Origin of the sequence: Sphingomonas sp. (assembly GCF_036731925.1) — a bacterium.
GTDB lineage: Bacteria > Pseudomonadota > Alphaproteobacteria > Sphingomonadales > Sphingomonadaceae > Sphingomonas.
Window position 1 is genome coordinate 1,109,194 of the sequence record NZ_DAINDJ010000002.1, and the last position, 25,972, is coordinate 1,135,165.

Genomic DNA, 25,972 nt, shown 5'->3' on the forward strand with positions numbered 1-25,972 from the left:
GCCCGGGACGGCCGTTACTGCGGCGTCTTGACGCTCGCGTCCTTGTTGTCGCCCTGGGGCGATTTCAGGATGTCCTGGGTCGTGGTGCCCTTGTCGACCACGGTGGTCGCCGGGCTGCCGGCATTGCTGCGCACGCCCGCGTCGGCGCTGGCCGCACCGGCCTGGTCGAGGGTCGCGCTCTCCGCCGGGCTGCGAGCCGCGGTGCCGCCGAACAGCGCTTCCAGCGCCTGATCGGACGGGTTGGTATCCTGCGGGCGGGCCGCACCCGGCTGCGGCGGACGCAGCGAGAAATCGGGCGGGATCACCAGCGGCGCCTGGCGGGCCACCGCGAACTCGTCCGGACGCGCCCGATCATACCCCTTCTTGCCGCACGCCGAGAGCGAGGCCACCAGGGCGACGCCGGTCGCGACGAGGATCAACTTACGCATTGAATTTCTTCTCCACAGGGGCAGGCGACTTGGGGTTCTTGTCGCGAACGAGCAGGGCACGAAGCAGCAGGATCACCACGCCGATGGTAATCGCGGCATCGGCCACGTTGAAGACCAAAAAGGGGCGCCACTCGCCGAAATGCAGATCGGCGAAATCGACGACATAGCCGAGGCGGCTGCGATCGAGAATGTTGCCGCACGCCCCGCCCAGCACCAGGCCGAGCGCGACGACATCGCCGGTCTTCTTCTCGCGCAGCATCCACACGCACACGCCGATCGCGATGCACGCGGTCATCAGCACCAGCAGCCAGCGCATCGTCGGGCTGTTGGCCGAGAGCAGGCCCAGCGACACGCCGATATTCTTGACGAAACGCAGGTCGAAGAACGGCGCGAGGGTCACCGAATCATTCTGCACCACCAGCCCGAGCGGGCCGGTGACGATGTACTTGGTCAGCTGGTCGAGCACGAACACGGCCAGCGCCGCGGCGAAGCCATAGAGGCGAACCTGCTTCATCACGACACCACCTCTGCGCAACGATCGCACAATGCCCCGTCCAGCGTCACCTCGGGAAGATGGCGCCAGCACCGGCCGCATTTGTGGCGATCGGTGGGCGTGACCGTGACATCGGCAGCCTGATCCACCTTCGACACGATGAACAGCTCGGTGAGCTCCTCCGCGGGCATCGGCAGCGTCGGCACGGTCACTTCGGCCTCGAGGCTGGAGCGCACCTTCTTCTCGCGACGCAGCGGCTCGATCGCTTCGGTGACGGTCTGACGCAGCGCGCGGATTTCCGCCCAGTCATGCTCGACCGACGCGCCTTCCGGCAGCACCGGCCATTCGAGCTCATGGACCGATCCGTCTTCGCTCGGAAAGCGGCTCTGCCACACTTCCTCGGCGGTGAAGGCGAGGATCGGCGCGGCGTAGCGGACCAGCGCGTGGAACAGCACGTCCAGCACGGTGCGATAGGCGCGGCGCTTGGGATCGCTCTCCGCATCGCAATAGAGGCAGTCCTTGCGGATATCGAAGAAGAAGGCCGAGAGGTCCTCGTTCATGAAGTCGCCGAGCGCGCGGGCATAGCGATTGAACTCGAACGCCTCCGCCGCCGAACGCAGCTCCGCATCCAGTGCCGCCAGCTTGTGGAGCACATAGCGCTCCAGCTCGGGCATCTCGGCCACCGCGATCTTCTCGGCCTCGCCAAATCCGTCGAGCGCGCCGAGCAGATAGCGGAAGGTGTTGCGGATCTTGCGATAGGCGTCGCCGGTGCCGGCCAGCACTTCCTTGCCGATGCGGACGTCGTCGAAATAGTCGGTCTGCGCGACCCAGAGGCGCAGGATGTCCGCGCCGCTCTCGCCGATGATCTTCAGCGGATCGACGACGTTGCCGAGCGACTTGGACATCTTCTTGCCCTGGCCGTCGAGCGCGAAGCCATGGGTGAGCACCGCGTCATACGGCGCCCGGCCGCGGGTCCCTGCGGATTCGAGCAGCGACGACTGGAACCAGCCGCGATGCTGGTCCGAGCCTTCGAGATAGAGGTTGGCGCGGACGCCCTCGCCGTAGCGCGCCTCGATCACGAAGCTGTGGGTGGAGCCGCTGTCGAACCACACGTCGAGAATGTCGGTGACGACCTCATAGTCCTCGGCCCGGTAGTCGGGGCCGAGCAGCGCCTGGTGGTCGGCCTGGAACCAGGCATCGGCCCCGCCGGCGCGGAAGGCGTCGAGGATGCGGGCATTGACCGCCGGGTCGCGGAGATAGTCGCCGGTGGCGCGGTTGACGTAGAGCGCGATCGGCACGCCCCAGGCGCGCTGACGGCTGATCACCCAGTCCGGGCGGCCCTCCACCATCGCGCGGATGCGGTTGATCGAACGCTCCGGCACCCAGCGGGTATGTTCGATCGCATCGAGCGCGACTTCGCGGAGCGTCGGCGCGTTGCTGTCCGCAAAGCCCTCTCCCCCCTGGGGAGAGGGTTGGGAGAGGGGCATGTCCGCGGGCGATGTCGCTTGAGGAGAGTCCCCCTCTCCCCGACCCTCTCCCCGGAGGGGAGAGGGAGTTGGCTTGTCCATCGGGATGAACCACTGCGGGGTCGCCCGGAAGATGATCTTCGCCTTGCTCCGCCAGCTATGCGGATAGCTGTGCTGGAAGTCGTCCGAGGCGGCGAGCAGCGCGCCGGCCGCGCGCAGGTCCGAGCAGATCGGGCCTTCGGCGCTGACGAACTTCTTGTTGATCACCGATCCCTGGCCACCGAGCCACAGCCAGTCGGCACGGTACATGCCCGCGCCATCGACCGCGAACACCGGATCGATGCCGTGCGCCTTGCACAGCAGGAAGTCGTCCTCGCCATGGTCCGGCGCCATATGGACGAGGCCGGTACCCGCATCCGTGGTCACGAAGTCGCCGGGCAGGAACGGCCGCGGCTTGGCGAAGAACCCGCCCAGCGCGTGCATCGGGTGGCGCGCAACGGCGCCGGCGAGCTGGACGCCCTTCAGCACGTTGGCGAACATCAAGCTCGCATCATCAGCGGGAAGCGAAGCCTCATCACGGAGACTCAACCCGGTCCGCTTGAGGAATGCGTCAACGAGATCGAAAGCAACGACGTAGGTGCGTCCATCGCTCGCAGGTACGCGAGAGTAAGCGATCCCCTCCCCATAAGCGAGCGCCTGGTTCACCGGGATCGTCCACGGCGTGGTCGTCCAGATCACCGCATGCGCGCCTATCAGCTCGGGCGCATTGGGCGCCTCGGTGATCTCGAACGCCACGTCGATCTGCGTGGACGTGATGTCCTCGTACTCGACCTCGGCCTCGGCCAGCGCGGTCTTCTCCACGGGCGACCACATCACCGGCTTGGCGCCGCGATAGAGCTGGCCGCTCTCGGCGAACTTCAGGAGCTCGCCGGCGATCCGCGCCTCGGCGTCGAACTTCATGGTAAGATAGGGATCGTCCCAGTCGCCCAGGATGCCGAGCCGCTCGAACTGGCCGCGCTGCACCGCCACCCACTTTTCGGCATAGGCGCGGCATTCGGCGCGGAAGGCGACGGGGTCGACTTCGTCCTTGTTCAGCTTCTTGGCGCGGTACGCCTCCTCGACCTTCCACTCGATCGGCAGGCCGTGGCAGTCCCAGCCGGGGACGTACGGCGCGTCCTTGCCCATCAGGCTCTGCGAGCGGACGACGATGTCCTTCAGGATCTTATTGAGCGCATGGCCCATGTGGATGTCGCCATTGGCGTAGGGCGGACCGTCGTGCAGCAGGAACCGCTCGCGGCCGGCCCGGGCCTCGCGCAGCTTCTGGTACAGCCTAATCTTCGCCCAGCGCTCGAGGATGGCGGGTTCCTTGGCGGCAAGCCCGGCCTTCATCGGAAAATCGGTCTTCGGCAGGAAGACGGTGTCGCGCCAGTCGCGCTGGGTTTCGGTTGCGTCAGTCATGGGTCGCGCGGGATTAGCCGGTGTGCGAGGCGAAGTCATCCCTTGCTTGCGCACTTAAGCCCCTCCTCCTTGGAGCATTAGGTCGGTCATGCCCCCGGCATGACCTGAACCGCGCGGGGCGCGGTTCACCTGATGCTGGGTTGGGGGTGGAGGGATTCCAGAACGGCGGTTGGTCTCGGTGAGACACTGCCCCACCCCAAACCCCTCCCCTGACGGGGAGGGGCTTAGAAGCGCGCTACTCGTGCGCGCCGTTGGGCTTCGGCGTCACGGCTCTCGCATGCGCGCCGGACTTGCAGGCGCGGATCGTCTCCGGTTCGGGTCTTTCTCCGCGCGTCTCGAACACCGCCATGTATCCGCCGGCCGACGCCATCGGCAGCATCGAGACCTGTACATAGCCCACCGCCGCGAACTCGCACTTCAGCAGCGCGGGCGGCGTGCCGTGGTTCTCGGTCGCGCGGTCGGCATCGACCACGATCACCTGCCCCCCTGGCGCCAGCGACGGCCGCAGCCGCCACAGGAACTCGTAGGGCGATTCGATCTCGTGGTACATGTGCACCATCAGCACGCGATCGAAGCTGTTCTCGGGCAGCCGCGGATCGGCCGGCAGGCCCAGCCGCACGCTGACATTGTCGAGCTTCTCACGCACCACGCGGGTGGCGAGCGCGCTGATATAGTCGGGGACGATGTCCTCGGCGACCACCCGCCCTTTGGCGCCGACGCGCTGGCCCAGGCGGATCGTGTAATAGCCCTCGCCCGCGCCGATATCGGCGACGGTCATGCCGGGCTTGATGCCGGCCAGGTCCATCACCTTGGCCGCCTCGTTCAGCCGGTCGCGTTCTTCCTCGCTGGACCAGCGCGACGAAACGATCGTCGCCACCGGCCGGTCCGCTGCCGGAAATCCGGAGTTGGACGCGTCATGGCTGACCTTGCCCGGCCCCCGCGGACTGCCGTCGCACGCCGCCAGCAGCAGCGCCACGCCCAGCAGCAGGGGCCGCGTCAGGATCAATCGACATCCTCCACCACGACGGCCTCGCCCGTCACGCGCTGTGCTAGCGCGGCGGCCATGAAGCTGTCGAGGTCGCCGTCGAGCACGTCGCTCGGCGCGGTGGAGGTCACGCCGGTGCGCAGGTCCTTCACCAGCTGATAGGGCTGGAGCACATAGGAGCGAATCTGGTGGCCCCAGCCGATATCGGTCTTGGTGGCGTTCTGCGCGTCGGCCACCGCCTCGCGCTCGGCCAGCTCGCGCTCGTACAGGCGGGCGCGGAGCTGGTTGAACGCCTCGGCGCGGTTCTTGTGCTGCGAACGCTGGTTCTGGCACTGCACGACGATGCCGGTCGGCAAATGGGTGATGCGCACCGCCGAGTCCGTGGTGTTGATGTGCTGGCCGCCCGCTCCCGAGGCGCGATAGGTGTCGATGCGCAGTTCGCTCTCGTTGATCTCGATGTCGATATTGTCGTCGATCACCGGATAGACCCAGACGGAGGCGAAGCTGGTCTGGCGGCGCGCGTTCGAATCGAACGGGCTGATGCGCACCAGGCGGTGCACGCCGCTCTCCGTCTTGGCATAGCCGTAGGCGTTCTCGCCCTTGAACAGCAACGTCGCGGACTTGATGCCTGCCTGTTCGCCGGCGTGATAATCGACCAGCTCGACCTTGTAGCCGTGCCGCTCGGCCCAGCGCGTGTACATGCGCTGGAGCATTTCGGCCCAGTCGTTCGATTCGGTGCCGCCCGCGCCGGCGTTGATCTCGACATAGGTGTCGTTGGGATCTGCCTCCCCCGACAGCAGCGCCTTCACCTTGTCACCATCGGCGCGTTCGGCGAGCTGGCGCAGGCTGGCGGTGCCGTCGACCGCCATTTCCTCGTCGCCCTCGGCCTCGGCCATCTCGATCAGCTCGACGGTGTCGCTCAGCTCGCTTTCGATGGCGCGGGTGGCGGAGATCGACTCGTCCAGACGGCGACGCTCGCGCATCACGTCCTGCGCCTTCTTGGCGTCGTTCCACAGCGTCGGATCCTCGACGCGCGCGTTCAGCTCGTCCAGGCGGCGCAGCGCGCGGTCCCAGTCGAGCGAGCGGCGGAGCAGCGCGAGCGCGCCGTTGATCTTGTCGACATATGCCTGCGCTTCAGCGCGCATGTTCCAAACCTTCCGAAGTAACCGCTGGCCGCACCACGGACGATGCGGCGATCTCATGCCATATAGGGTGCGTGCGATCCGCTAGTAGATTCCGCCCTGTTGTTGCAAGAAGTCGCTGTCACCCTGGCGATCGGTCTTGCGCTGCGCCGGGGCCGCCGCGGCGGCGGGTGCCGCTTCCACATTGGCGGTCCGGCGGGTGCGGCGCGGATCGCTGTCGGGCCGGAAGGCCTCCCAGATGATCGACGACAGCGGATCGTCGGTGGGCCAGCCGCCCTGCACCGGCCGGCCGCTGCCGCGATCGATGCGGACCATGCGGATACCCGGCGGCGCGGCGAACGGCAGCGGCTCCAGCCCCTCGTAGGCCGGCACCGCGAACTCCTTGAAGATCGGCGCGGCGATCGATCCGCCCTGGGCATAGCCGCCGAGGTTCGAGGGCGTGTCGTAGCCGAGATACAGGCCGCCGATCATCTGCGGCGTGCCGCCGACGAACCACACATCGGTGGGGCCGGTGGTGGTGCCGGTCTTGCCCATCATCGGTCGCTTGAGGTCCCGCAGCACCGTGGCGGTACCACGCTGGACCACGCCTTCGGTGATATGCACCATCTGATAGGCGACCATCGGATCGATCACCTGGCGGGCGCGGACGATCGGGCGCGGCATCGGCTTGCCGTCCCAGTCCCGCGCGTTGCAGCCCGGGCAGGCGCGCCAGCCGGCGGGGAAGATCACCCGGCCGCGGCGATCCTGGACGAAATCGATCAGCGTCGGGTTGAGCGCGCGGCCCTGGTTCACCAGGATCGAATAGGCGTTGACCATCCGCAGCACCGTCGTCTCGCCCGCGCCCAGCGCATAGGAGAGATAGGGCGGCAGCCGGTTCCTGGAGACGCCCAGCCGCTGGATCGTGTCCACCACCTTGTCCATGCCGGTGGCGTTGGCGATCTGCACGGTCATCAGGTTGCGCGACTGTTCGATGCCCCAGCGGAGCGTGTGCGGGCCGGCACCACGGGCATTGCCGAAGTTGCGGAAGCACTTCTGGCCGAGCCCCGCCCCCTGCCACACGCAGAACGGGCCATCGACGACGATCGAGGCCGGCGTCATCCCGTTCTCGAGCGCTGCGGCATAGACGATCGGCTTGATCGTCGATCCCGGCTGGCGGGTCGCCTGCGTGGCACGGTTGAAGGCCTGGAGACGCGAATCGAAGCCGCCCTGCATCGCGAGGACGCGGCCGGTCGAGGGATCCTCGACCACCATCCCGCCCGACACCTTGGGCACGCTGCGCAGGCTCCATGCGCCGCCCTCGGGCGCGACGGCGACGATGTCGCCGACCTGGATCGCGTCGAAGGCGTGGCCGCCCCTGCCGCGGATCGGCATGGCGGCGGCACTGGCCGGCAGCGTCCCGGTGTCGCCGTCGTCAAAGCCGAGCTGTGCAGCCCGCGAATCGCGCGCGATCACTACCGCAGCGCGCCAATTGTCATAGTCGACGCCGATGTTCTTCGAGGCGAAGGCGGAGTACCAGCCGTCGCCTTCGAACTGCACCTTACCCAGCGGACCGGACCAGCCGCGCCCGCGATCGAACCGCAGCAGGCCGTCACGCAATGCGCGCTGGGCATAGGCCTGCAGCCTCGGATCGAGCGAGCTGCGCACCCACAGGCCTCCGTCGAAGACGCTGTTCGGCCCGTCCTCGCGGCTATCGCCGAACTGCTTCGACAGCTGGCGGCGGACTTCCTCGACGAAATAGCCCCCCACCCGCTCGAAGCGCGGCGTCTGGCGCGGCACCGTGCCGAGCGGCGCGGCTATCGCTTCGGCATGCTGCGCCTGATTGATGAAGCCGTTGCGCAGCATCTCGCCAAGCACCCAGTTGCGGCGATCGAGCGCGCGCTGCGTATTGCGATCGGGATCGTAATTGGCCGGCCCCTTGGGCAGGATCGCCAGATACGCCGTCTGGGCCAGGCTCAGCTTGTCGAGCGGCTTGCCGAAATAGGCGTCGCTCGCCGCCGCCACGCCCCCCGAATTGCGCCCCAGCTCGATCGTGTTGAGGTACAATTCCATGATCTGCGGCTTGGTGAGCGTATCCTCGATCCGCCAGGCGAGGATCGCCTCGCGAAGCTTGCGGGTGTACGTCGCCTTGTTGCCGACGGCGATGTTCTTCACCACCTGCTGGGTGATGGTGGAGGTGCCGCGCGGGGTCTTGCCGCGGATCAGCCCCTCGCCCGCCGCCCGCACCAGGCCGGGAAAGTCGAGCCCGTGGTGCGAGAAGAAGGTGCGGTCCTCGGCCGCCATGAAGGCACGGACCAGCAGCGGCGGGAACTCGTTGTAGCTCAGCTGCACGCGGCGCATCTGCGCATAGGCATGGATCGGCGCGCCATCGGTGGAGCGCACATAGCTCGGCAACTGCGGCTCGTAGCTGCGCAGCTTGTTCACCGAGGGCAGGTCGCGCGCGACGAGCAGCCAGACGGCGAACACCAGCAGCCCGGCGAGCAGCGCCAGGATCGCGAGCGTGCGGAACCACCAGCGCCGCCGCAGCCGCGCCCAGCGGCCGGGCGTGCGTTCGATATGGATGGTTTGGGGAGTGTCGCCGTCGGCCATGCGGCGCGCGGTGTAGCACCTTTTCGGGCGGAAGAAAGGGAGCCGCGCCCGCGCCTTGTCCCGGCTCAGCGCGTGGCGAGGTAGATTTCGGTCGCCCGCCGCACCGCCGCGGCGAGCCGTGCGCGGCCCTCTGGCGAGGCGAGCGCCTGCGCGTCTTCCGCGTTCGAGACATAGCCAAGCTCAAAGAGGACCGAAGGCATGTCGGGCGCCTTGAGCACCATCAGCGCCGCCATTCGCCGCGGCCGCGCGTGCAGGCGCATCGCCGGTGCGGCCTCGCGGGCCAGCAGGTCGGCATAGCGGGCGGACACGCCCATGGTGCGGCGCTGGGCGAGGTCGATCAGCAGCGAGGCGACGTCCGCCCGCTCGCTGCCCAGATCGACGCCGGCGAGAAGGTCGGCACGGTTCTCGCGCGCCGCCATCCGCGCCGCTTCCTTGTCCGACGCGACTTCGGACAGCGTGTAGAGCGTCCCGCCCGAGGCGAGCGGGTCCGCGGCGCTGTCGCAATGGAGCGAAAGGAACAGCGCCGCGCCCAGCCGCCGGCCGATATCGGTTCGCTGCTGCAGCGGCACGAAGGAATCATCGCTGCGCGTCATCGCCACGCGCACGCGCCCGGAGGCGAGCAGCGCGTCGCGAATCGCCTGGGCCGCAGCAAGCGTGAGGCGCTTCTCCGTTGCCCCGTCCAGACCGGGCGCCCCGGGATCGCGCCCGCCATGTCCTGGGTCGAGCACCACCAGGGGCAGTCCGGGCGCACCCTGAACCGGCGGAAGCGGTGCGCCGCCCGCAGCCGGGACCGGCGCGGGCATCGCCAGACTGACGCTGTACTCCGGCGCGCCGAAGGTGAAGTGCAGCCCCCGCCCCTCCGCCGACGGATCCGGGGACAGCACCAGCGCGCCCTGCTCGATGCGCACGCGTTCCGCCAGGCTCATCCAACCGGGCGCACCGGTCAGCCACCCGGCAAGCAGAACCAAGATCCATGACACGCCGTCGCTATGCCGCGCGGCCCGCCGCATGGTCCAGCCCGGAATTCGCTCCGATTCGCTTGGTTAACCGCGCGCTAAGTTCCATTTGCTAGCGATAGGGATCGAAATTCCCGAAAAAGCTTTGTGCCGCCGGGGAATGAAATCTTGCCCATCTGCGCCCGGTTGCCGCAACGACACAGCGGTGCTAGGCAGGATACGCTTCCGGCACTGCGCCGGATAAGGCCCGCGACGCTTCTTTGTCGCGACAGTTCAGGTTGACGTTCGCATGAGGCAATTTCCCCACCGTCCGCATCGCCAGGCCTTCGCGGCCGGCAGCGTGGCGATGGTGGAGCAAGGGGACCGCCGGTCCGCTCGTGCCCGTGCAGCAACAGCAGTTTTTGAAACCCGCGCCACCCGGATCGGCCCTGCCGGTCGCCGGGTGCGCTTCTTGTATCGCGCGCTCGCGCCCCATTCCTTCGAGGAACTGTGCCGGCGCGCCCGGAGAATCATAAATGACCATGCGTATGCTGATCGACGCACGCCACCGGGAGGAAACCCGCGTGGCCGTCGTCAAAGGGAATCGAATCGAGGAATTTGACTTCGAGTCCGCTGAGCGCAAGCAGCTCAAGGGCAATATCTATCTCGCGAAGGTGACCCGCGTCGAACCGTCGCTGCAGGCGGCTTTCGTCGATTACGGCGGCAACCGCCACGGCTTCCTCGCCTTCTCGGAAATCCATCCCGACTATTACCAGATCCCCAAGGAAGACCGCGAAGCCCTGCTGCGCGAAGAGGCTGAGCATGCCGCGCAGGAAGCCGCGCTGCGCGAAGCCGATGGGGATGACGACGACGATCATCACGATCACGACCATGACGACCATGAAGACGGCGTTGAGATGGTCGAGCGTGGCCATGACGACGAGGAAGCCTCGGAAGGCGAGGACGCGCCCCAGGGCGGCCGCCGCCGTCGCGGCCGTGGCAGCAATGGCGACGAAGCCGAGGCCCTCCGCCAGCGCCGCATGAACCTGCGCCGCCGCTACAAGATCCAAGACGTGATCCGCCGCCGCCAGGTGCTGCTGGTCCAGGTCGTCAAGGAAGAGCGCGGCAACAAGGGCGCGGCGCTGACCACCTATCTCAGCCTCGCTGGCCGCTATTGCGTGCTGATGCCGAACACCGCGCATGGCGGTGGCATTTCGCGCAAGATCAGCTCGGCGGCCGATCGCAAGCGCCTCAAGGGCATCATGGCGGACCTCAAGCTGCCCGCCTCGATGGGCTGCATCGTCCGCACCGCCGGCCTCCAGCGCACCAAGACCGAGATCAAGCGCGACTTCGACTATCTCGCCCGGCTGTGGGACGAGATTCGCGAGAAGACGCTCACCTCCTCCGCGCCCGCGCTCGTCTATGGCGACAGCGACCTGATGAAGCGGGCGATCCGCGACATCTACAACCGCGACATCGACGAGGTGATCGTCGAGGGCGAGGAAGGCTATCGCCAGGCCAAGGACTTCATGAAGCTCCTGATGCCGAGCCATGCCCGCAAGGTGCGCCAATATGCCGATGCGGTGCCGCTGTTCCAGCGCGCCGGCGTCGAGGAGCAGTTGTCGGCGATGTACCACCCGGTGGTGCAGCTGAAGTCCGGCGGCTATCTGGTGATCAACCCGACCGAGGCTTTGGTCTCGATCGACATCAACTCGGGCCGCTCGACGCGCGAGCACAATATCGAGCAGACCGCGACCGCGACCAACCTCGAGGCCGCCCAGGAAATCGCCCGCCAGCTCCGCCTGCGCGACATGGCGGGCCTGGTCGTGATCGACTTCATCGACATGGATCATTCGTCCAACGTCCGTAAGGTCGAGAAGGCGATGAAGGAGGCGCTGAAGAACGATCGCGCCCGCATCCAGGTGGGCCGCATCTCGCCCTTCGGCCTGATGGAAATGAGCCGACAGCGCCTGCGCACCGGCGTGCTCGAAGCCTCCACCCGCACCTGCCCGCATTGCGAAGGCACGGGTCTCGTCCGTACCGCCTCGTCGGCAGGCCTGTCGGCGCTGCGCATGATCGAGGACGAGGCCGCCCGCGGTCGCGGCTCGGAAATCCTGCTGCGCGCCAGCCAGGAAGCGGCCTTCTACGTGCTCAACAAGAAGCGCGGCGAGCTGGCCGAGATCGAGGATCGCTACGGCGTGCTGATCGAAGTCGCGGCGGACGGCGAGCTGGAAGGCGCCCGCATGACCGTCGAGGCCTCGGGCCCGCCGCCGGCCTATGCGCCGAAGATCGAGCCGCTGCTCGAGGAGCCGGAAGAGGACTTCGTCGAGGAGATCGAGGAAGAGGAAGAAGAGCTCGAGGCCGAGGCGGAAGCCGAAGTCGCCGAGCCGCGCGAGCGTGGCGAACGCCAGGAGCGCGGTGACCGCGAAGGCGAAGGCCGCGGCAAGCGCCGCCGTCGTCGCCGTGGCCGCGGACGTCGTCGCGAAGAAGGCGAGGGCCAGGACGAGCAGGTCGAGACCGAAGGCGCCGAGGGCAATGTCGACGGCGAGGCCGACGAGGCCGAACCCGCCGAGCTCGAAGCCGCTGCCGATACCGAGGAAACCGCCGCCCAGCGCGAGGAAGGCGAGCGCAACCGCAAGCGCCGTCGTCGCGGCCGTCGCGGTGGCCGCCGCGGTGCCGGTGAAGAAGGTGCCGAGCAGGCAGCTGACGAGGCCGGCGAACCGGCGGAAGCCGAAGCGCCCGTCGCCGCGCCCGAGCCGGTTGCCGAAGCAGCCCCTGCACCAGCAGCGGTAGCGGTCGAGGCGGAAGCGGAAGCGCCGGCCAAGCCGAAGCGCACCCGCCGCAAGAAGGCAGACGTCGAGGCCGAAGCTGCTCCGGCCGCCGTCGAGGCACCCGCCGAGGAGGCCCCGGCCAAGCCGAAGCGCACCCGTCGCAAGAAGGCGGACGTCGAGGCCGAAGCCGCACCGGCGGCGGTCGAGGCTCCCGCCGAGGAGGCTCCGGCCAAGCCGAAGCGCACCCGTCGCAAGAAGGCGGACGTTGCGGCCGAAGCCGCCCCGGAGGCACCCGCCGTCGAGGCACCGGTCGCGCAGGACGTGACCCCGGCAGCCGAGGAACCGGCCGCCGAGGACGCGTCCGCCGAGGAAGGCCAGCCCCGCCGCGGCTGGTGGCAGCGGACCTTCGGCGCCTGAGGAAGATCCCCGGCGCGGCCAGCTGCGCCGCGCCGGGGCTTTCAGTATAGGTTCAGGGCTTACTTGCCAGGGCGGCCCTTCGAACGAGTCCCCGGGAGTATCGATCATGGCGCGCATCCATCGATTGGCCACGTTGCTCGCGATGCTGTGCCTCGCGTCGTTCGCGTCGCGCCCGGCGCTGGCGCAATCGGTACTCCGCGACGCCGAGACCGAAGCGCTGCTGGCCGACATGGCCAAGCCGCTGTTCACCGCCGCCGGGCTGAACCCCGCCAACGGCAAGGTGGTGCTGATCGGCGACCCGTCGATCAACGCCTTCGTGGCGGGCGGGCAGATCGTCTACGTCAATGCCGGGCTGATCGACGCGGCGGATACCGCGAACCAGGTCCAGGGCGTCGTCGCCCATGAAATCGGTCATATCGTCGGCGGCCATGCCGTGTTCCAGCGCGACGGCGGCTATGGCAACATCTCGATCCTCAGCCTGCTGCTCGGCGCAGCGGCCATGGCGGCAGGATCGGCCGAGGCGGGCACCGGCATCCTGATGGCCGGCCAGCGCGCCGCGATCGGCAAGTATCTCGCCTATAGCCGGGTCCAGGAATCGTCGGCGGATGCGGCGGGCGTGCGCTTCCTCAACACGGCCGGCATCACCGGCAAGGGCATGCTCGGCTTCTTCGAGAAGCTGACGCAGGAGATGCACCGCTACGGCTATTACAGCACCGATCCCGAGGTGGATCCCTTCGCCCAGACCCACCCGATGTCCCAGGATCGCGTGCAGACGCTGAAGGCCGATCTCGAGGGCTCGCCCAACTGGACCAAGCCGCTCGATCCCGATCTCGAACGCCGCTTCAAGCGCGTCCAGGCCAAGCTGCGCGGCTACACCAACGATCCCAAGAAGACGCTGCGGATCTATCCGAAAACAGACAATTCGATCCCGGCGCATTATGCCCGCGCCTATGCCTATCACCAGTCGGGCTATCCCGAGCAGGCAGCAGAAGAGACCGCGGCGCTGGTGAAGCTGGCACCCAACGACCCCTATTTCCTGGAGCTGCAGGGCCAGATCCTGCTCGAATCCGGCCAGCCTCAGGCGGCGCTCGATCCGCTGCGCAAGGCGACCCAGCTCTCGAACAACGCGCCTTTGATCGCGAGCACCTTCGGCCATGCGCTGGTCGCGACCGAGGACAAGGCGAACCTCAAGGAAGCCGAGCGCGTGCTGCGCGATTCGCTGACGCGCGATCGCGACAATCCCTTCGCCTGGGTCAACCTCGGCACCGTCTATGATCGCGAGGGCGACGAGCCGCGCACCGCGCTCGCCACTGCCGAGCGCGCCAATCTGATCGGCGATGCGCGCACCGCGATGGTCAGCGCGCGGCGGGCGATGGGCGGGCTGCCGCAAGGCTCGCCCGAATGGATCCGCGCGCAAGACATCGCAATGGTCTCCGACCAGGCGATGAAGGACGACAAGCGCAACAAGGGACGCGGCGGATAATAATGAATCGATCGAGGCTGTTCTTTGCCAGCGCGTTGCTGCTGGCCGCGGTGCTGGGCGGGCTGGCGGTGCTGGCGGTGCTGGCGCTGCAGGCGCTGGTTCCCGGGCTTGGCAGCAACAAGGCGCAGGTGGAGCGCATCGTCCACGGCTATCTGCTGGAGAACCCCTCCATCTTGCGCGAGATGATGGAGCGCCTGCAGCAGCAGGAAAATGCCGAGGCGCAAAAGGCGCAGGACGGCGCGCAGGCCGCCGTGCCCGCGGCGCTGCCGGCGCTGACAACACCCTTCGCCAGCGCATGGGCTGGCAATCCGAACGGCGACGTCACTGTTACAGTCTTCATGGATTATGCCTGCGGCTATTGCCGCGCGAGCCTGCCGGGCCTGGCCGAGCTGATCGCCAAGGATCCGAACGTTCGCGTGGTGTACCGCGAATATCCGGTGCTGGGCGAGCCGAGCGTCGTCGCTGCCCGCGTGGCGCTCGCCGCCGCGCAGCAGGGCAAGTTCCGCGCCTTCCACGACGCGCTGTTCGCCAGCGGCGGCCCCAGCAACGCGACGATTACCGCGGCGCTCGCCAAGGCCGGGCTGGATCCGGCAGCGACGCAGAAGCTGGCCAACAGCGACGCCATCGCCAAGGAAATTGACGCCAACCACCAGCTGGGCGCCAAGCTGGCGATGAACGGCACGCCGGCCTGGGTGGTCGGCAAGCAGATCCTGTACGGCGCGCGCGATTACCAGGCGCTGGCCGATGCCGTAGCGATCGCGCGCAAGACCAAATAACCAGGGCATCTTGCCCGGGCCCCGGCGCCACCCTAGCTATCGGGCTCCTTCCGGCCGGGGCCATCATCTCATGCAACCCATCCTGTCGCTACGCCAGGTCAGCAAGACCTATGCGTCGGGTCACACCGCGCTCGACCACGTCGATCTCGACATCCACCGCGGCGAGATCTTCGCCCTGCTCGGGCCGAACGGCGCGGGCAAGACCACGCTCATCTCGATCATCTGCGGCATCGTCACGCCCAGCACCGGCACCATCCTGGTCGACGGGCACGACGCCATCCGCCAGCCGCGCGCGGCGCGCTCCAGGATCGGCCTCGTGCCGCAGGAGATCGCGGTCGACATGTTCTCGCGCGTCGGCTCGGCCGCCCGCTACTCGCGCGGGCTGTTCGGCAAGGCGCCGGACCATGCCTATTGCGACCAGCTCCTCAAGGACCTGTCGCTCTGGGACAAGCGCGACGCCAAGATCATGGAGCTGTCCGGTGGCATGAAGCGCCGCGTGATGATCGCCAAGGCGCTCAGCCACGAACCCGACATCCTGTTCCTCGACGAACCGACGGCCGGCGTCGACGTCGAGCTGCGCCGCGACATGTGGAAGCTGATCGGCCGCCTGCGCGACCGCGGCACCACCATCATCCTGACCACCCATTATATCGAGGAGGCCGAGGAAATGGCCGACCGGGTGGGCGTGATCAACAAGGGCAAGTTGCTGCTGGTCGAGGAAAAGACCGCGCTGATGAAGAAGCTGGGCAAGCGCGAGCTGGACCTCAGCCTGGTCGAGCCGCTCACGACGATTCCGGCCGAACTCGGCGAATGGCAGCTGAGCCTGGCCGATGAGGGCCACAAGCTGCGCTACACCTTCGACGCGCAGGCGGAGCGCACCGGCATCCCCTCGTTGCTGCGCAAGCTGCACGACCTGAACATCGCCTTCAAGGATCTCGACACGTCCAAGTCGAGCCTCGAAGATATTTTCGTCGACCTGGTGGGGGCACAGGCATGAACGGCATCAATTTTCCCGGCATCTGGGCGATCTACAAATTCGAGATGGCGCGCACGGTCCGCACGCTCTGGCAGTCGATCGCGACCCCGGTGATCACGACGTCGCTCTACTTCATCGTGTTCGGCGGCGCGATCGGCAGCCGGATCGATGCGATCCATGGCGTGAACTATGGCAGCTTCCTGGTGCCGGGCCTGATCATGCTCTCGCTGCTGATGCAGAGCATCGCCAACGCCTCGATCGGCATCTACTTTCCCAAGTTCACCGGTACGGTGTTCGAGCTGCTGTCGGCGCCGATTTCGGCGATAGAGCTGGTGGTGGGCTTTGTCGGCGCGGCGGCAACCAAGTCGGTGGTGATCGGGCTGATCATCCTCGCCACGTCGGCGCTGTTCGTGCCGCTGCGGGTGGATCATCCCGCCGCGATGCTCGCCTTCCTGGTGCTGACGGCGGTGACGTTCAGCATGTTCGGCTTCATCATCGGCATCTGGGCGAAGAGCTTCGAACAGCTCAACATCGTGCCGTCGCTGCTGGTGACGCCGCTGACCTTCCTGGGCGGCGCCTTCTACTCGATCGACATGCTGCCCGAGCCCTGGCACACGGTCAGCCTGTTCAACCCGGTCGTGTATCTGGTGAGCGGCTTCCGCTGGAGCTTCTTCGGGCACGGCGATGTGGGCATCGCCTGGAGCCTGGGTTTTACGGGCGTGTTCCTGCTGCTGTGCCTGGGGCTGATCGTGTGGATCTTCCGCACGGGGTACCGGCTGAAGAATTGAGCCATCGACCTTGAGCCCCTCCTCCTGGGAGGAGGGGTTGGGGTGGAGGGATGCCGGAACGCCGGTTCGGTCTCGGTGCGACACAGCCCCACCCCAACCCCTCCCCTGAAGGGGAGGGGCATAAGAGCCCGTTTGGAAATGCGCTGCGGCATCTCCAAACAGTCCCTCAGGCGAAGGCGAGACTCGCCGCCGACTTGCGGGTGCTGCGGGCGCGCGCCGCGCCGATCGGCAGGAGCGCTCCCATGTCGAAGCGCCCGGACTGGCTCTGCAATGCTTCGACCTCGATCGTCAGCTTCGCCGTGGCGGCGGACGTCTGCTCGACCATCGCCGCATTCTGCTGGGTGGCATGGTCGATCGTCGCGATCGAGGCGGCGATTTCACTGATCGTCGCCGCCTGTGCCTGGTGATCGACCCCGATGCCGTCGAGCAGCTGGTGCACCGTATCCACCGAGGCGGCGATTTCAGACAGCGCACCATCGACCTTGTCGACCGCGCCCAGCGCCACCTGCACATCCTGCCGCGTCGAGCTCAGCTGGTCGCGGGCGCGGCCAGCCTCTTCCTCGGCGCGCATGGCAAGGACCGACACGAGATCAGCGACCACGGCGAAGCCGCGCCCCGCCTCGCCCGCCCGGCCGGCTTCCACGGCAGCGTTCATCGCCAGCACCCGCGTCTGGAAAGCGATCTTGTCGAGGCCCTCGATCACGCTGTCGATGCCCTTGGCACTATCGGCCACGCGGCCCATCGCCTGCACCGCCTCGTCCGCCAGACCGCGCCCGCGCCCGACCACGTCGGTCGCCTGCTGGGCACTCGCCACCGTCTGATGGGTCGCCGCTCCGCTGCCGCGCACCCGCGCATCGACTTCGGCGATGGCGGCCGCCGTCTGCTCCAGACTGGCCGCATTGGACTCGGTACGGCGGGCGAGATCGTTCGACGCCTCGGCGATTTCCTCCGCCCCGTCGAAGATCAGCGCCGCGCTCGCCCGCACCGTGCCGATCAGGTCACGCAGGCTGGCCAGCGCGCCGTTGAAATCCTGCTTCAGCTGCGCATAGGCGGGCGGGAACTCCTCCTGCACCTCGGCGGTGAGGTCGCCGTTGGTCAGCGCCGCCAGCCCCTTGTGCAGCGCCCCGGTGACGCGACGCTGCTCCTCCGCGATCCGCGCATCCGCCGCACTGCGCGCTATCGCCGCCTGGCGGAACAACTCGACGGCATTGGCGACATCGCCGATCTCGTCGCGGCGATCGCGGTGGGGGACCACGGCCTCACCGCCCTCGGACAGCAGCTTGGTCGCGCCGGAGACGTCGACGAGCGGCTTGGTCACGGCGAACTGCAGCAGCCGCCAGATCGCCAAGATCGCGCCCAGGGCCGTGAAGACGACGATCCAGGTCAGTCGAACGGCGAAGCGCTCTGCCTTCAGCCCCTCTTCATTGGCGAGGGCCGAACGCGCCCGGTGCTGATCCTGCACGCGATCCACCGCGTCCCGCAGCGCGTTCGAGGCCTTTTTGCTCGGCCCCTTCATGATCGGGAACGCCGCCGCCGCGCCGTCACGTGCGACCACGTCGAAGATCTGCAGGTTGACCCTGCGCAGCGAATCGACGCCGGCGCGGATCTGTTCGAGCTGGGGCCGCAAATCGTCGGCCACCCGCTCATAATCGCGGATCGCGCGGCCGATATCCGCCTCATTCTTGTCGAACCGGGTGCGCAGCTCCGCCACTTCCTCGGCAGATTCCGCGTTCAGCCGGCGCCAGATGATGATGCGCTGCTCACGCAAGGTCGAGGCAAGTCGACCCAGCGCATCGGTGCCGTCAATGCCGCGATCGACATGGTCTTTCGCCACGGCTGCAAGTTTTTCGTTACTGATCAGGCTGGTGGCGCCCAATGTACAGACAAGCAACGCTACCGTGGTGAATATGGCGACCATCTTCGCCGATATCCTCCATTCAGCGATGAACGATTTCAGCATATTGCCTCCGGTCACACAAACGCCATCCACGCACCTGCATGGCGTGGCGCACAATCCTTCCTTTATAGGGGACATCCCGTTAGGCATTATAATCGGCGGTTAATTCTACACCACCCTCCGAAGCATCATCTTTAACTTCAAAATACTGAACGAGGTTCATGGGGAATCGCAGAAACGTTTTCACATTCACGTACTTTTACGGATACTTGTTTTTAGCCCGGTCCGGAATTGACGCTTGCCGCACCCAATCCTGAGAGTCCGTTCGGACAATCATGGATAGGCGTTCGGCGTAGGAGGTTGCCTCCCATAGCGACGAGGATCATGAGGTTGGAGGCGTCGACGCGCCGTTCGTAGTCGCGGACCAGCCGGCGCCACTGGCGAAGAGATGCTTGATCCGCGGCCAGCGCTTGCGGCTACTCTCGGGATGATTTGAGCGCCCGCGCTGTCCGAAAGATCGGCAGTGGTCGGATGAACCATCAGCAACCGGCCGTCGGCATCGACGGCAATGTGCCGCTTGCGTCCGACAACCATTTTTCGTGCGTCAGACCCGCGCTTTTCCGCCGATGGCGCCTCGACCGACTGGCTGTCGATCACCGCCGCACTGGCTGGCTTGCCGCCCCTGACGCTGGCGTTCGAGCATCAGTTCAAGGCGGTGGATCGTCTGGAACAGCAACCTGCGCGCCCGTTCGCGGGAGCAGCCATAGGCCGCCTGCCAAGCCCCGAAATCGAGCTGCAGCATGCGCCAGCCTCAGCCCGATCGAACAAGCTAGCGCACGGCGTTGATCACCTCGCAAAAGTTCACCTCGCGGGGCGGCCCCGGCGCCGCGGCTTGGACATCGACGGGGCCAGGCGTTTCCATTCCTCGTCAGTCAGGTCACTGGGGTGGCGCTTCGTCTTCTTGGCAATCCGGGCCATGCTTCCCGGGTTCTGCTGCATCCACATGCAAAGCCTGAATCAGACGGACACCAACCCCGCACCCTCCACAGCCTATTCCAAACAGCCTCTAAGACGGCAAGGTTACTTCACCACCGGCAGCGTCACCACCGAGCCCGCACACACCCGCTGCGTCGCCTTGCGATAGTCCTCGGGCTTGGCCTTGTAGATGTTGGGCACGAAGGTCTGCGGGTTGCGATCGATTACCGGGAACCAGCTCGACTGGACCTGCACCATGATCCGGTGGCCCTTCTTGAACACATGGTCGTGGTCGCGGAGGGGGAAGTCCCAGGCGGTCACCCGGTTCGGCACCAGCGGCGTCGCCTGCTCGAAGCTCTTGAGATAGCGACCGCGGCGGATCTCCATCGCGATCGGCAGCTCATAGCCGTTCAGGCCCTTGGCGTACGCACCCAGCGCCGTCGGCGCCTTCTCATAGTCCTCCGGGAACACGTCGATCAGCTTGACGACGAAATCGCTGTCGGTGCCGCTGGTCGAGGCCATCAGCTTGGCGGTGACCTCCCCGGTGACGGTCAGGTCTTTATCGAGCGGCGCGGAGACGTAGCTCAGCACGTCGGGGCGGTCATCGACGAAGCGCTGGTCCTCCGCCTCCCACCAGCGCCAGTCGGGCGTGGCATAGGTGGCGGACATCGGCCGCGGGCGGAACGGCACCGGGCGGGCGGGATCGCTGACATAGTCGCGGCAGCTCTCGCCCGCCGTCGGCGCAGTGAAGCTCAGCGAGCCGTCGCCGTGCAGGTACAGGCTGGTCGCCTGCGCGTTGGCGAGCGGATAGCTCTGGTACGTCTTCCACTGCCACGAGCCGGACTGGAAGCTCTTCAGCGCGAAGTCCGGCTTGGTGCCGGTGCCGTGCAGCCAATAGGCGAAGAACGGCGCCTCGATCTGCTCGATGAACTGGACGCCGCTGTCGACCCCGAACGGGATGCGCCCGAGGCTGTTGGCGGGCGTGTGCCAGGTGCCGTGTGCCCAGGGGCCTGCAACCATCAGCGCAAGCTTGTCCGGATCGTTGGCGCGCTGCTTTTCCCAGATCTTCCAGCTGCCCCAGGGATCCTCCTGGTCCCAGTATCCGGCGACGTTGAGCGTCGGCACGGTCGTCTTGCCGAGCGCGTTCGACCAGACCTGCTTCTTCCAGTGATCGTCATAGTCGGGATGCTCGATCATCTCGCGGAAGCGCGGCACCCGGGCCTTGAAGTACTTCTTTTCGATGTCGTCGGGCGAGCCGGCGTGGAGGAACCAGTCGTACGTGTCGTAGCGGTCGTACAGGTCGATGCCGTCGTTGGTCTTGCCGGCCTGGAGGCTGTTCACCCAGTCGCTGGCATAGGTGAGCCGCATCGCGCCCCAGCGGTGGAGATCGTCGTTCTTCCAGTAATCGATCCACGCCGCCTGCGGGCTGGTCGCCTTCAGCGCCGGGTGCGGCTTGGCCAGGGCAATGGCAGCGGTGAAGCCGGGGTAGGACACGCCCCACATGCCGACCTTGCCGTTGTTGGGCTTCACATTCTTCACCAGCCACTCGATCGAATCATAGGCATCGCTGGCCTCGTCGACGGCGCCCTTGCCCGTCTTCACCTCGGTCGAGAGGGTGAAGGCGCCGCCTTCGGACTTGAAGCGGCCGCGCATGTCCTGGAACACGAAGATATAGCCATCGCGTACCAGCGGCGCCCAGCTGTTGGGCACGCGCGGCGGCGCTGCATCGGGCGAGCCATAGGGGCTGCGCTGGAACAGGATTGGCAGCGGGCCCTTGGCGGCCCTCGGCCGCAGGATGACGGTGTGGAGCTTCACCCCGTCGCGCATCGGGATCATCACCTCCTCGAAGGTGAAGGGCGCATCGGTCGCGCTGGGCGCAGCCTGGGGCGGCGCTGCGGCCGCGAGAGGGGCGGCAAGCGCCGCGAGTGCTACGGAAACCAGCCAATGCCGCATGTTCGTCGATCCCCCGAAAAGCCAGGGTGACTTGGTGCGGCAAGACGCCGCCGGGATCAAGCCGGCGGCGTCTGTGGTCGATCAGTCGATGCGGTGCTCGCCCTTCACCCAGCGCACGGTGCCTGAGCTGGCGCGCATCACCACGCTTTCGGTGGTCATCTTGCCGCGCACGCGCTTCACGCCGGCCAGCAGCGAGCCATCGGTCACGCCGGTGGCCGCGAAGATGCAGTCGCCCTTGGCGAGTTCCTCGAGCGTGTAGATCTTGTCGAGATCCTCGATGCCCCACTTGGCCGCGCGGGCGCGCTCATCCTCGTTGCGGAAGACGAGGCGGCCCTGGAACTGGCCGCCGACGCAGCGCAGCGCCGCGCAGGCCAGCACGCCCTCGGGCGCGCCGCCCTGGCCCATATAGACGTCGATCGTCGTGTCCGGGTCGCTGGTCGCGATCACGCCCGCCACGTCGCCGTCGGGGATCAGCATGATGCCGCAGCCGATCTCGCGCAGTTCGGCGATCAGCTTCTCGTGACGGGTGCGGTCCAGCACGCAGGCGATGATCTCGTTGGGCTTCACGCCCTTGGCGGCAGCGATCGCCTGGATGTTCTCGGTCGGCGTCTTGTTGAGGTCGATCACGCCCTGCGGGTAGCCGGGGCCCACCGCGATCTTGTCCATATAGACGTCGGGCGCGTTGAGCAGATTGCCCTCTTCGGCCACGGCCAGCACCGCCAGCGCGTTCGGGCCGGCCTTGGCCGTGATCGTCGTGCCTTCCAAGGGATCGAGCGCGATGTCGATCTTGGGGCCCTTGCCGATCGCGGAACCGACCTTCTCGCCGATGAACAGCATTGGCGCCTCGTCGCGTTCGCCCTCGCCGATCACCACGGTGCCGTCCATGTAGAGCTGGTTCAGCGCCTCGCGCATCGCCTCCACCGCGGCGTGATCAGCGGCCTTTTCGTCGCCCCGGCCGATCAGGCTGGAGGCGGCGATCGCCGCAGCTTCGGTGACGCGCACCATTTCGAGCACCAGGACACGGTCGAGAACATGGCTTGCGTTCGGCATCGGTTCGGTGATCCCCTCATTCGATTTGTGCGATGCGATAGGGTGCCCGTCCCCCCCTGTCGAGCAGTGCTAACGTTGTCAGCAACTCTTGCCGAAGTCTTTGGTGATTTTGGCAAGATTTTGGGCTATCGTTGCGCGACATTGCGGGGGAACGACACGATGTTGCTGGCGATGCTGTTGATGGCTCAACAAAGTACGGTCTCCACCGTGCTCGCCGAATATCGTACGCGCACCCAGGCCCGAATTCCGTGCCGCGGCTCGTCCGACGAGAGCGAGATCATCGTCTGCTCCCGCCGTGAGGCGGATCGCTACCGAGTGCCGTTCGTCGCGCCCAACTTGAGTCGCGACTCCGATGCCGCCCGGCTCAACCGCCTGATCGGCGATCCCGCGCAGCAGGGCATCACGCCCTGCGGCGAGGGTGCCTTCACGGTGAGATGCGGCAAGGTCGGCGTTACTGCCACGATGGGCTTCGACGGCAAGGTCAAATTGCAGCAGCGGGAGCTTGCGCCATGAGTGCGGTGAAAGGCCTGCATGGCTGCGCAACCAGCCGCGTATCGACGCGTTGCTTCGGCGGGACACAACAGGAGGGCATATGTTGTTGATCGCACTGGCGCTCCAGAGCGCGACCATGGCCGGCGCGGTGACCGCCGTAGATGCGGCACGTCCGCGAATGATGCGCGCAACGCTCAAGCGCTCGGCGCGGCCCGGCCCTGATTCATCGCCGCTGATCAGCGCGTGCGACGTCGAGCGCGACTGCGGCACACGGGCGCGCAGTCGCTTCCGCCTGACCGGCGTGCAGGAGCCGCTGGTCGACCGGAAGCTGGAAATGCTCCGCGCCGCACAGGGCCCCAGCTGCAACCGCACCGGCATGCCGGTATGCCCGGGGAGCGGCCACCGGCTGCTCCGCCTGAGCTACTAGCCTCCGCCGACGCGGCTCACGCGTCGAGAATATGCATCCACATCGGCTCGCCGGTAAGGCTCTGCGAGCCCCGCAGCTTCTCCAGTGCCTGGGCGATGCTCCGCTCCGGTGCCTCGTGCGTTACGATGGCGACCAGCGCGCTGCCATCCGGGCTCACGCCGCGCTGGATCAGGCTTTCGATCGAGACGCCGGCATCGCGCATTGCCGCCGCGATTTCCGCGAGCACGCCGACGCGATCGGCCACCGTGAACCGCACATAGGAACGGCCGCGCCGCTCGCCGCTGTCCGCCGCGGACTGGGCGACGAGCGCGGTCGCCGGCATTGCATAGGGCGGGCCATATTCGCCGCGGGCGATGTCGATCAGGTCGGCGACCACGGCGCTCGCGGTCGGCCCGTCGCCCGCACCCGCGCCCTGGAACAGCAGCCTGCCGACGAAATTGCCTTCCGCGACCACCGCGTTGGTCGAGCCCGTGACATGCGCCAGCGGGTGGCTGAGCGGCACGAGATGCGCGTGGACGCGCTGGAACAGGCCGTGCGCTCCCGCGTCCGCAATGCCGAGGAGCCGCACACGATAGCCGAGCGTCGCGGCCTCGGCGATGTCGGCCGCCAGGATGTGGCGAATGCCGCTCGCCTTCAGGTCGCCGAACGCCGGCTGGGTGCCGAAGGCGATGCTGGCGAGGATCGACAGCTTGTGCGCCGCGTCGATGCCGTCGATATCGAAGGTGGGATCCGCCTCGGCATAGCCGAGCGCCTGCGCCTCGGCGAGGATCTCGGCAAAGTCGCGGCCCTCCGCCTCCATCTTCGACAGGATGAAATTGCAGGTGCCGTTGAGGATGCCGTAGACGCGCGAAATCGCGTTGGCAGCGGCGCCTTCACGCAGCCCCTTGATCACCGGCACGCCACCGGCCACCGCCGCTTCAAACTTCAGGGCGACCTTTGCGCCTTCCGCCGCCTCGGCGAGTTCCAGGCCATGATGTGCGATCATCGCCTTGTTTGCGGTGACGAAGCTCTTGTTGGCGCCCAGCGCCGCGCGGGCGAGCGCCAGCGCCGGGCCATCGGACCCGCCGACCAGCTCCACCACCACATCGGCCCTGGCATGACGGGCGAGCTCGACGGGGTCGTCGACCCAGTCAAACCGGGAAAGATCGATGCCGCGGTCCTTGGAGCGGTCGCGGGCGGACACGGCGACGACCTCGATCGGGCGGCCGGCGCGGCGGCTGATCAGCTCGGCATTGGCGTCGAGCAGGCGAATCACGCCGCCGCCCACCGTCCCCAGCCCCGCCAGTGCCACGCGCAACGCTTCCGCCATTCCTGGTTCCTCTTGATTCCATACGACAAGGCGGCGGCCGAGCGCTTGTCGCCCCGCCGCCGCCTCTTGGTCCCTAGCGCCTTCCCTCCCCAGAAGGAAAGACAGATTTTGTCGCGGCGGCGCCCCGCCACGCCCTGTTTATTTCTTGATCAGGCCGATTTCGACGAGCCGCTCGTGGAGGTAATCATGCGCGGTGATCGGCTCCGGATAGCGGTTCGGATTTTCCGCGCTGATGCAGCCGGGCAGCGTCTTGATCAGGAAATCGGGCGCCGGATGCAGGAAGAACGGCATCGAATAGCGCGAATGGCCACGACGCTCCGCCGGCGGGTTGACGACGCGGTGCGTCGTGGAGGGCAGCACATGGTTGGTCAGGCGCTGCAGCATGTCGCCGACGTTGATCACCATCGCGCCTTCGGGCGGCTTGATCGCCATCCACTTGCCGTCGCGGTCGAGCAGTTCGAGGCCCGCCTCCTCGGCACCGAGGAGCAGGGTGATCAGGTTGATGTCCTCATGCGCGCCGGCACGCACTTCGGGGGCATCGGCATCGACCGGCGGATAGTGGAGCAGGCGCAGCACCGAATTGCCGTCCTTCACCGCCGTGTCGAACCAGTCCGGCGCAAGGCCGAGATAGCGCGCGACGGCGGAAAGAAGCTTGTCGCCCGCGGTATCGAACGCCGCGAACAGCTCGACGAAGGTTTCCCGGAAGCCTTCGGGCTGGCCCGGCCAGATGTTCGGCGCCATCACGTCGGCAAAGCGGTGGCCGGCGGCCAGCTCCCGGCCGATGTGCCAGAATTCCTTCAGGTCGACATGGCTCGCGCCCTTGGCGATCTCGGTCTTGAACGGGGTGTAGCCGCGCGCGCCCCCGCCGCTGGGGATGAAGTGCGCGCGCTTCGCTTCCTCGGGCAGATCGAAGAATGCCTTGGTGAGGCTCCACGCGCGATCGATCAGTTCCTGCGGCACGCCATGATCGCGCACGACGGCGAAACCGAACCGCTGGAACGACTGGCCGAACGCATGGGCGAAGCCCTCGGGGTCGCCGGCCTGCGCCTTCAGGGAAAGCACCGGAATTTCGGCGGGGGTATCCAACATCAGAGTCTCCGAACGCAAAAACGCGTGGTTAGTCCCGCCACGACGGACCCCACAAGACTGGGGACATTCCGAATGG

Annotated in this window: 19 protein-coding genes and 1 pseudogene; 7 read left to right on the forward strand and 13 right to left on the reverse strand. The window is 67.2% G+C overall.

Going from position 1 to position 25,972, the window contains the following annotated elements; genetic code table 11:
- Positions 1–14 precede the first annotated feature (14 nt).
- From V7E00_RS14760 to V7E00_RS14790, 7 genes are all read right to left on the reverse strand, one after another.
- Entirely contained in the window at positions 15–428 is a 414-nt protein-coding gene (locus V7E00_RS14760; protein WP_333573381.1) for a DUF3035 domain-containing protein, read from the reverse strand.
- Complete coding sequence (lspA, locus tag V7E00_RS14765; RefSeq protein WP_333573382.1) at positions 421–942, reverse strand: signal peptidase II; 522 nt, start codon at positions 940–942, stop codon at positions 421–423. The genes V7E00_RS14760 and lspA overlap by 8 nt, the downstream gene beginning before the upstream one ends.
- Positions 942–3,845: an isoleucine--tRNA ligase gene (gene ileS / locus V7E00_RS14770; RefSeq protein WP_333573383.1), complete on the reverse strand. Its 2,904-nt coding sequence runs from the start codon at positions 3,843–3,845 to the stop codon at positions 942–944. The genes lspA and ileS overlap by 1 nt, the downstream gene beginning before the upstream one ends.
- 235 nt (positions 3,846–4,080) lie before the next feature.
- Positions 4,081–4,851, reverse strand: a complete 771-nt coding sequence (locus V7E00_RS14775) for a class I SAM-dependent methyltransferase (protein ID WP_333573384.1) — start codon at positions 4,849–4,851, stop codon at positions 4,081–4,083.
- A complete protein-coding gene (prfB, locus tag V7E00_RS14780; RefSeq protein WP_333573385.1) occupies positions 4,848–5,975 on the reverse strand; it encodes a peptide chain release factor 2 in 1,128 nt (375 codons plus the stop codon). The genes V7E00_RS14775 and prfB overlap by 4 nt, the downstream gene beginning before the upstream one ends.
- A gap of 81 nt (positions 5,976–6,056) precedes the next feature.
- Entirely contained in the window at positions 6,057–8,558 is a 2,502-nt protein-coding gene (locus V7E00_RS14785; RefSeq protein WP_333573386.1) for a penicillin-binding protein 1A, read from the reverse strand.
- Positions 8,559–8,623: 65 nt separating this feature from the next.
- Entirely contained in the window at positions 8,624–9,538 is a 915-nt protein-coding gene (locus V7E00_RS14790) for an N-acetylmuramoyl-L-alanine amidase family protein (protein ID WP_333573387.1), read from the reverse strand.
- A 491-nt stretch (positions 9,539–10,029) separates the two neighbouring features.
- Here V7E00_RS14790 and V7E00_RS14795 point away from each other — a divergent pair, with 491 nt between their 5' ends.
- The 5 genes from V7E00_RS14795 to V7E00_RS14815 all read left to right on the forward strand — a co-directional run bounded on the left by V7E00_RS14795 (position 10,030) and on the right by V7E00_RS14815 (position 16,704).
- On the forward strand, positions 10,030–12,681 hold the full coding sequence (locus tag V7E00_RS14795) for an Rne/Rng family ribonuclease (protein ID WP_333573388.1): 2,652 nt from the start codon (positions 10,030–10,032) through the stop codon (positions 12,679–12,681).
- Positions 12,682–12,787: 106 nt separating this feature from the next.
- The gene (locus V7E00_RS14800) at positions 12,788–14,164 is read left to right on the forward strand and encodes a M48 family metalloprotease (protein WP_333573389.1); all 1,377 of its coding nucleotides are present in this window, start codon (positions 12,788–12,790) and stop codon (positions 14,162–14,164) included.
- Between the two features lie 2 nt (positions 14,165–14,166).
- Positions 14,167–14,940 carry a DsbA family protein gene (locus V7E00_RS14805; protein ID WP_333573390.1) on the forward strand — a complete coding sequence of 258 codons (774 nt, stop codon included), beginning with the start codon at positions 14,167–14,169 and terminating at the stop codon, positions 14,938–14,940.
- 70 nt (positions 14,941–15,010) lie between these two features.
- Positions 15,011–15,937, forward strand: a complete 927-nt coding sequence (locus V7E00_RS14810) for an ABC transporter ATP-binding protein (protein ID WP_333573391.1) — start codon at positions 15,011–15,013, stop codon at positions 15,935–15,937.
- The gene (locus tag V7E00_RS14815; RefSeq protein WP_333573392.1) at positions 15,934–16,704 is read left to right on the forward strand and encodes an ABC transporter permease; all 771 of its coding nucleotides are present in this window, start codon (positions 15,934–15,936) and stop codon (positions 16,702–16,704) included. Before V7E00_RS14810 ends, V7E00_RS14815 begins: the two co-directional genes overlap by 4 nt.
- A gap of 166 nt (positions 16,705–16,870) precedes the next feature.
- Here the strand turns inward: V7E00_RS14815 and V7E00_RS14820 are convergent, their stop codons facing one another.
- The 4 genes and pseudogenes from V7E00_RS14820 to glpX form a co-directional block, all read right to left on the reverse strand.
- On the reverse strand, positions 16,871–18,751 hold the full coding sequence (locus V7E00_RS14820) for a methyl-accepting chemotaxis protein (RefSeq protein ID WP_333573393.1): 1,881 nt from the start codon (positions 18,749–18,751) through the stop codon (positions 16,871–16,873).
- Between the two features lie 197 nt (positions 18,752–18,948).
- Positions 18,949–19,606 (reverse strand): annotated as a pseudogene (locus V7E00_RS14825) (transposase); the annotation flags it as partial.
- A gap of 75 nt (positions 19,607–19,681) precedes the next feature.
- On the reverse strand, positions 19,682–21,529 hold the full coding sequence (locus V7E00_RS14830) for a CocE/NonD family hydrolase (protein ID WP_333573394.1): 1,848 nt from the start codon (positions 21,527–21,529) through the stop codon (positions 19,682–19,684).
- Positions 21,530–21,610: 81 nt separating this feature from the next.
- On the reverse strand, positions 21,611–22,579 hold the full coding sequence (gene glpX / locus V7E00_RS14835; protein WP_333573395.1) for a class II fructose-bisphosphatase: 969 nt from the start codon (positions 22,577–22,579) through the stop codon (positions 21,611–21,613).
- Positions 22,580–22,654: 75 nt separating this feature from the next.
- Between glpX and V7E00_RS14840 the strand changes: the two genes are divergently transcribed.
- Positions 22,655–23,092 (forward strand): hypothetical protein, encoded by a 438-nt coding sequence (locus V7E00_RS14840; RefSeq protein ID WP_333573396.1) that lies wholly within the window; start codon positions 22,655–22,657, stop codon positions 23,090–23,092.
- A 79-nt stretch (positions 23,093–23,171) separates the two neighbouring features.
- Entirely contained in the window at positions 23,172–23,498 is a 327-nt protein-coding gene (locus V7E00_RS14845; protein ID WP_333573397.1) for a hypothetical protein, read from the forward strand.
- A gap of 16 nt (positions 23,499–23,514) precedes the next feature.
- Here V7E00_RS14845 and V7E00_RS14850 read toward each other — a convergent pair whose 3' ends face one another.
- The gene (locus V7E00_RS14850) at positions 23,515–24,807 is read right to left on the reverse strand and encodes a homoserine dehydrogenase (protein WP_333573398.1); all 1,293 of its coding nucleotides are present in this window, start codon (positions 24,805–24,807) and stop codon (positions 23,515–23,517) included.
- A 138-nt stretch (positions 24,808–24,945) separates the two neighbouring features.
- The gene (locus V7E00_RS14855; RefSeq protein WP_333573399.1) at positions 24,946–25,896 is read right to left on the reverse strand and encodes an isopenicillin N synthase family dioxygenase; all 951 of its coding nucleotides are present in this window, start codon (positions 25,894–25,896) and stop codon (positions 24,946–24,948) included.
- Between the last annotated feature and the right edge of the window lie 76 nt (positions 25,897–25,972).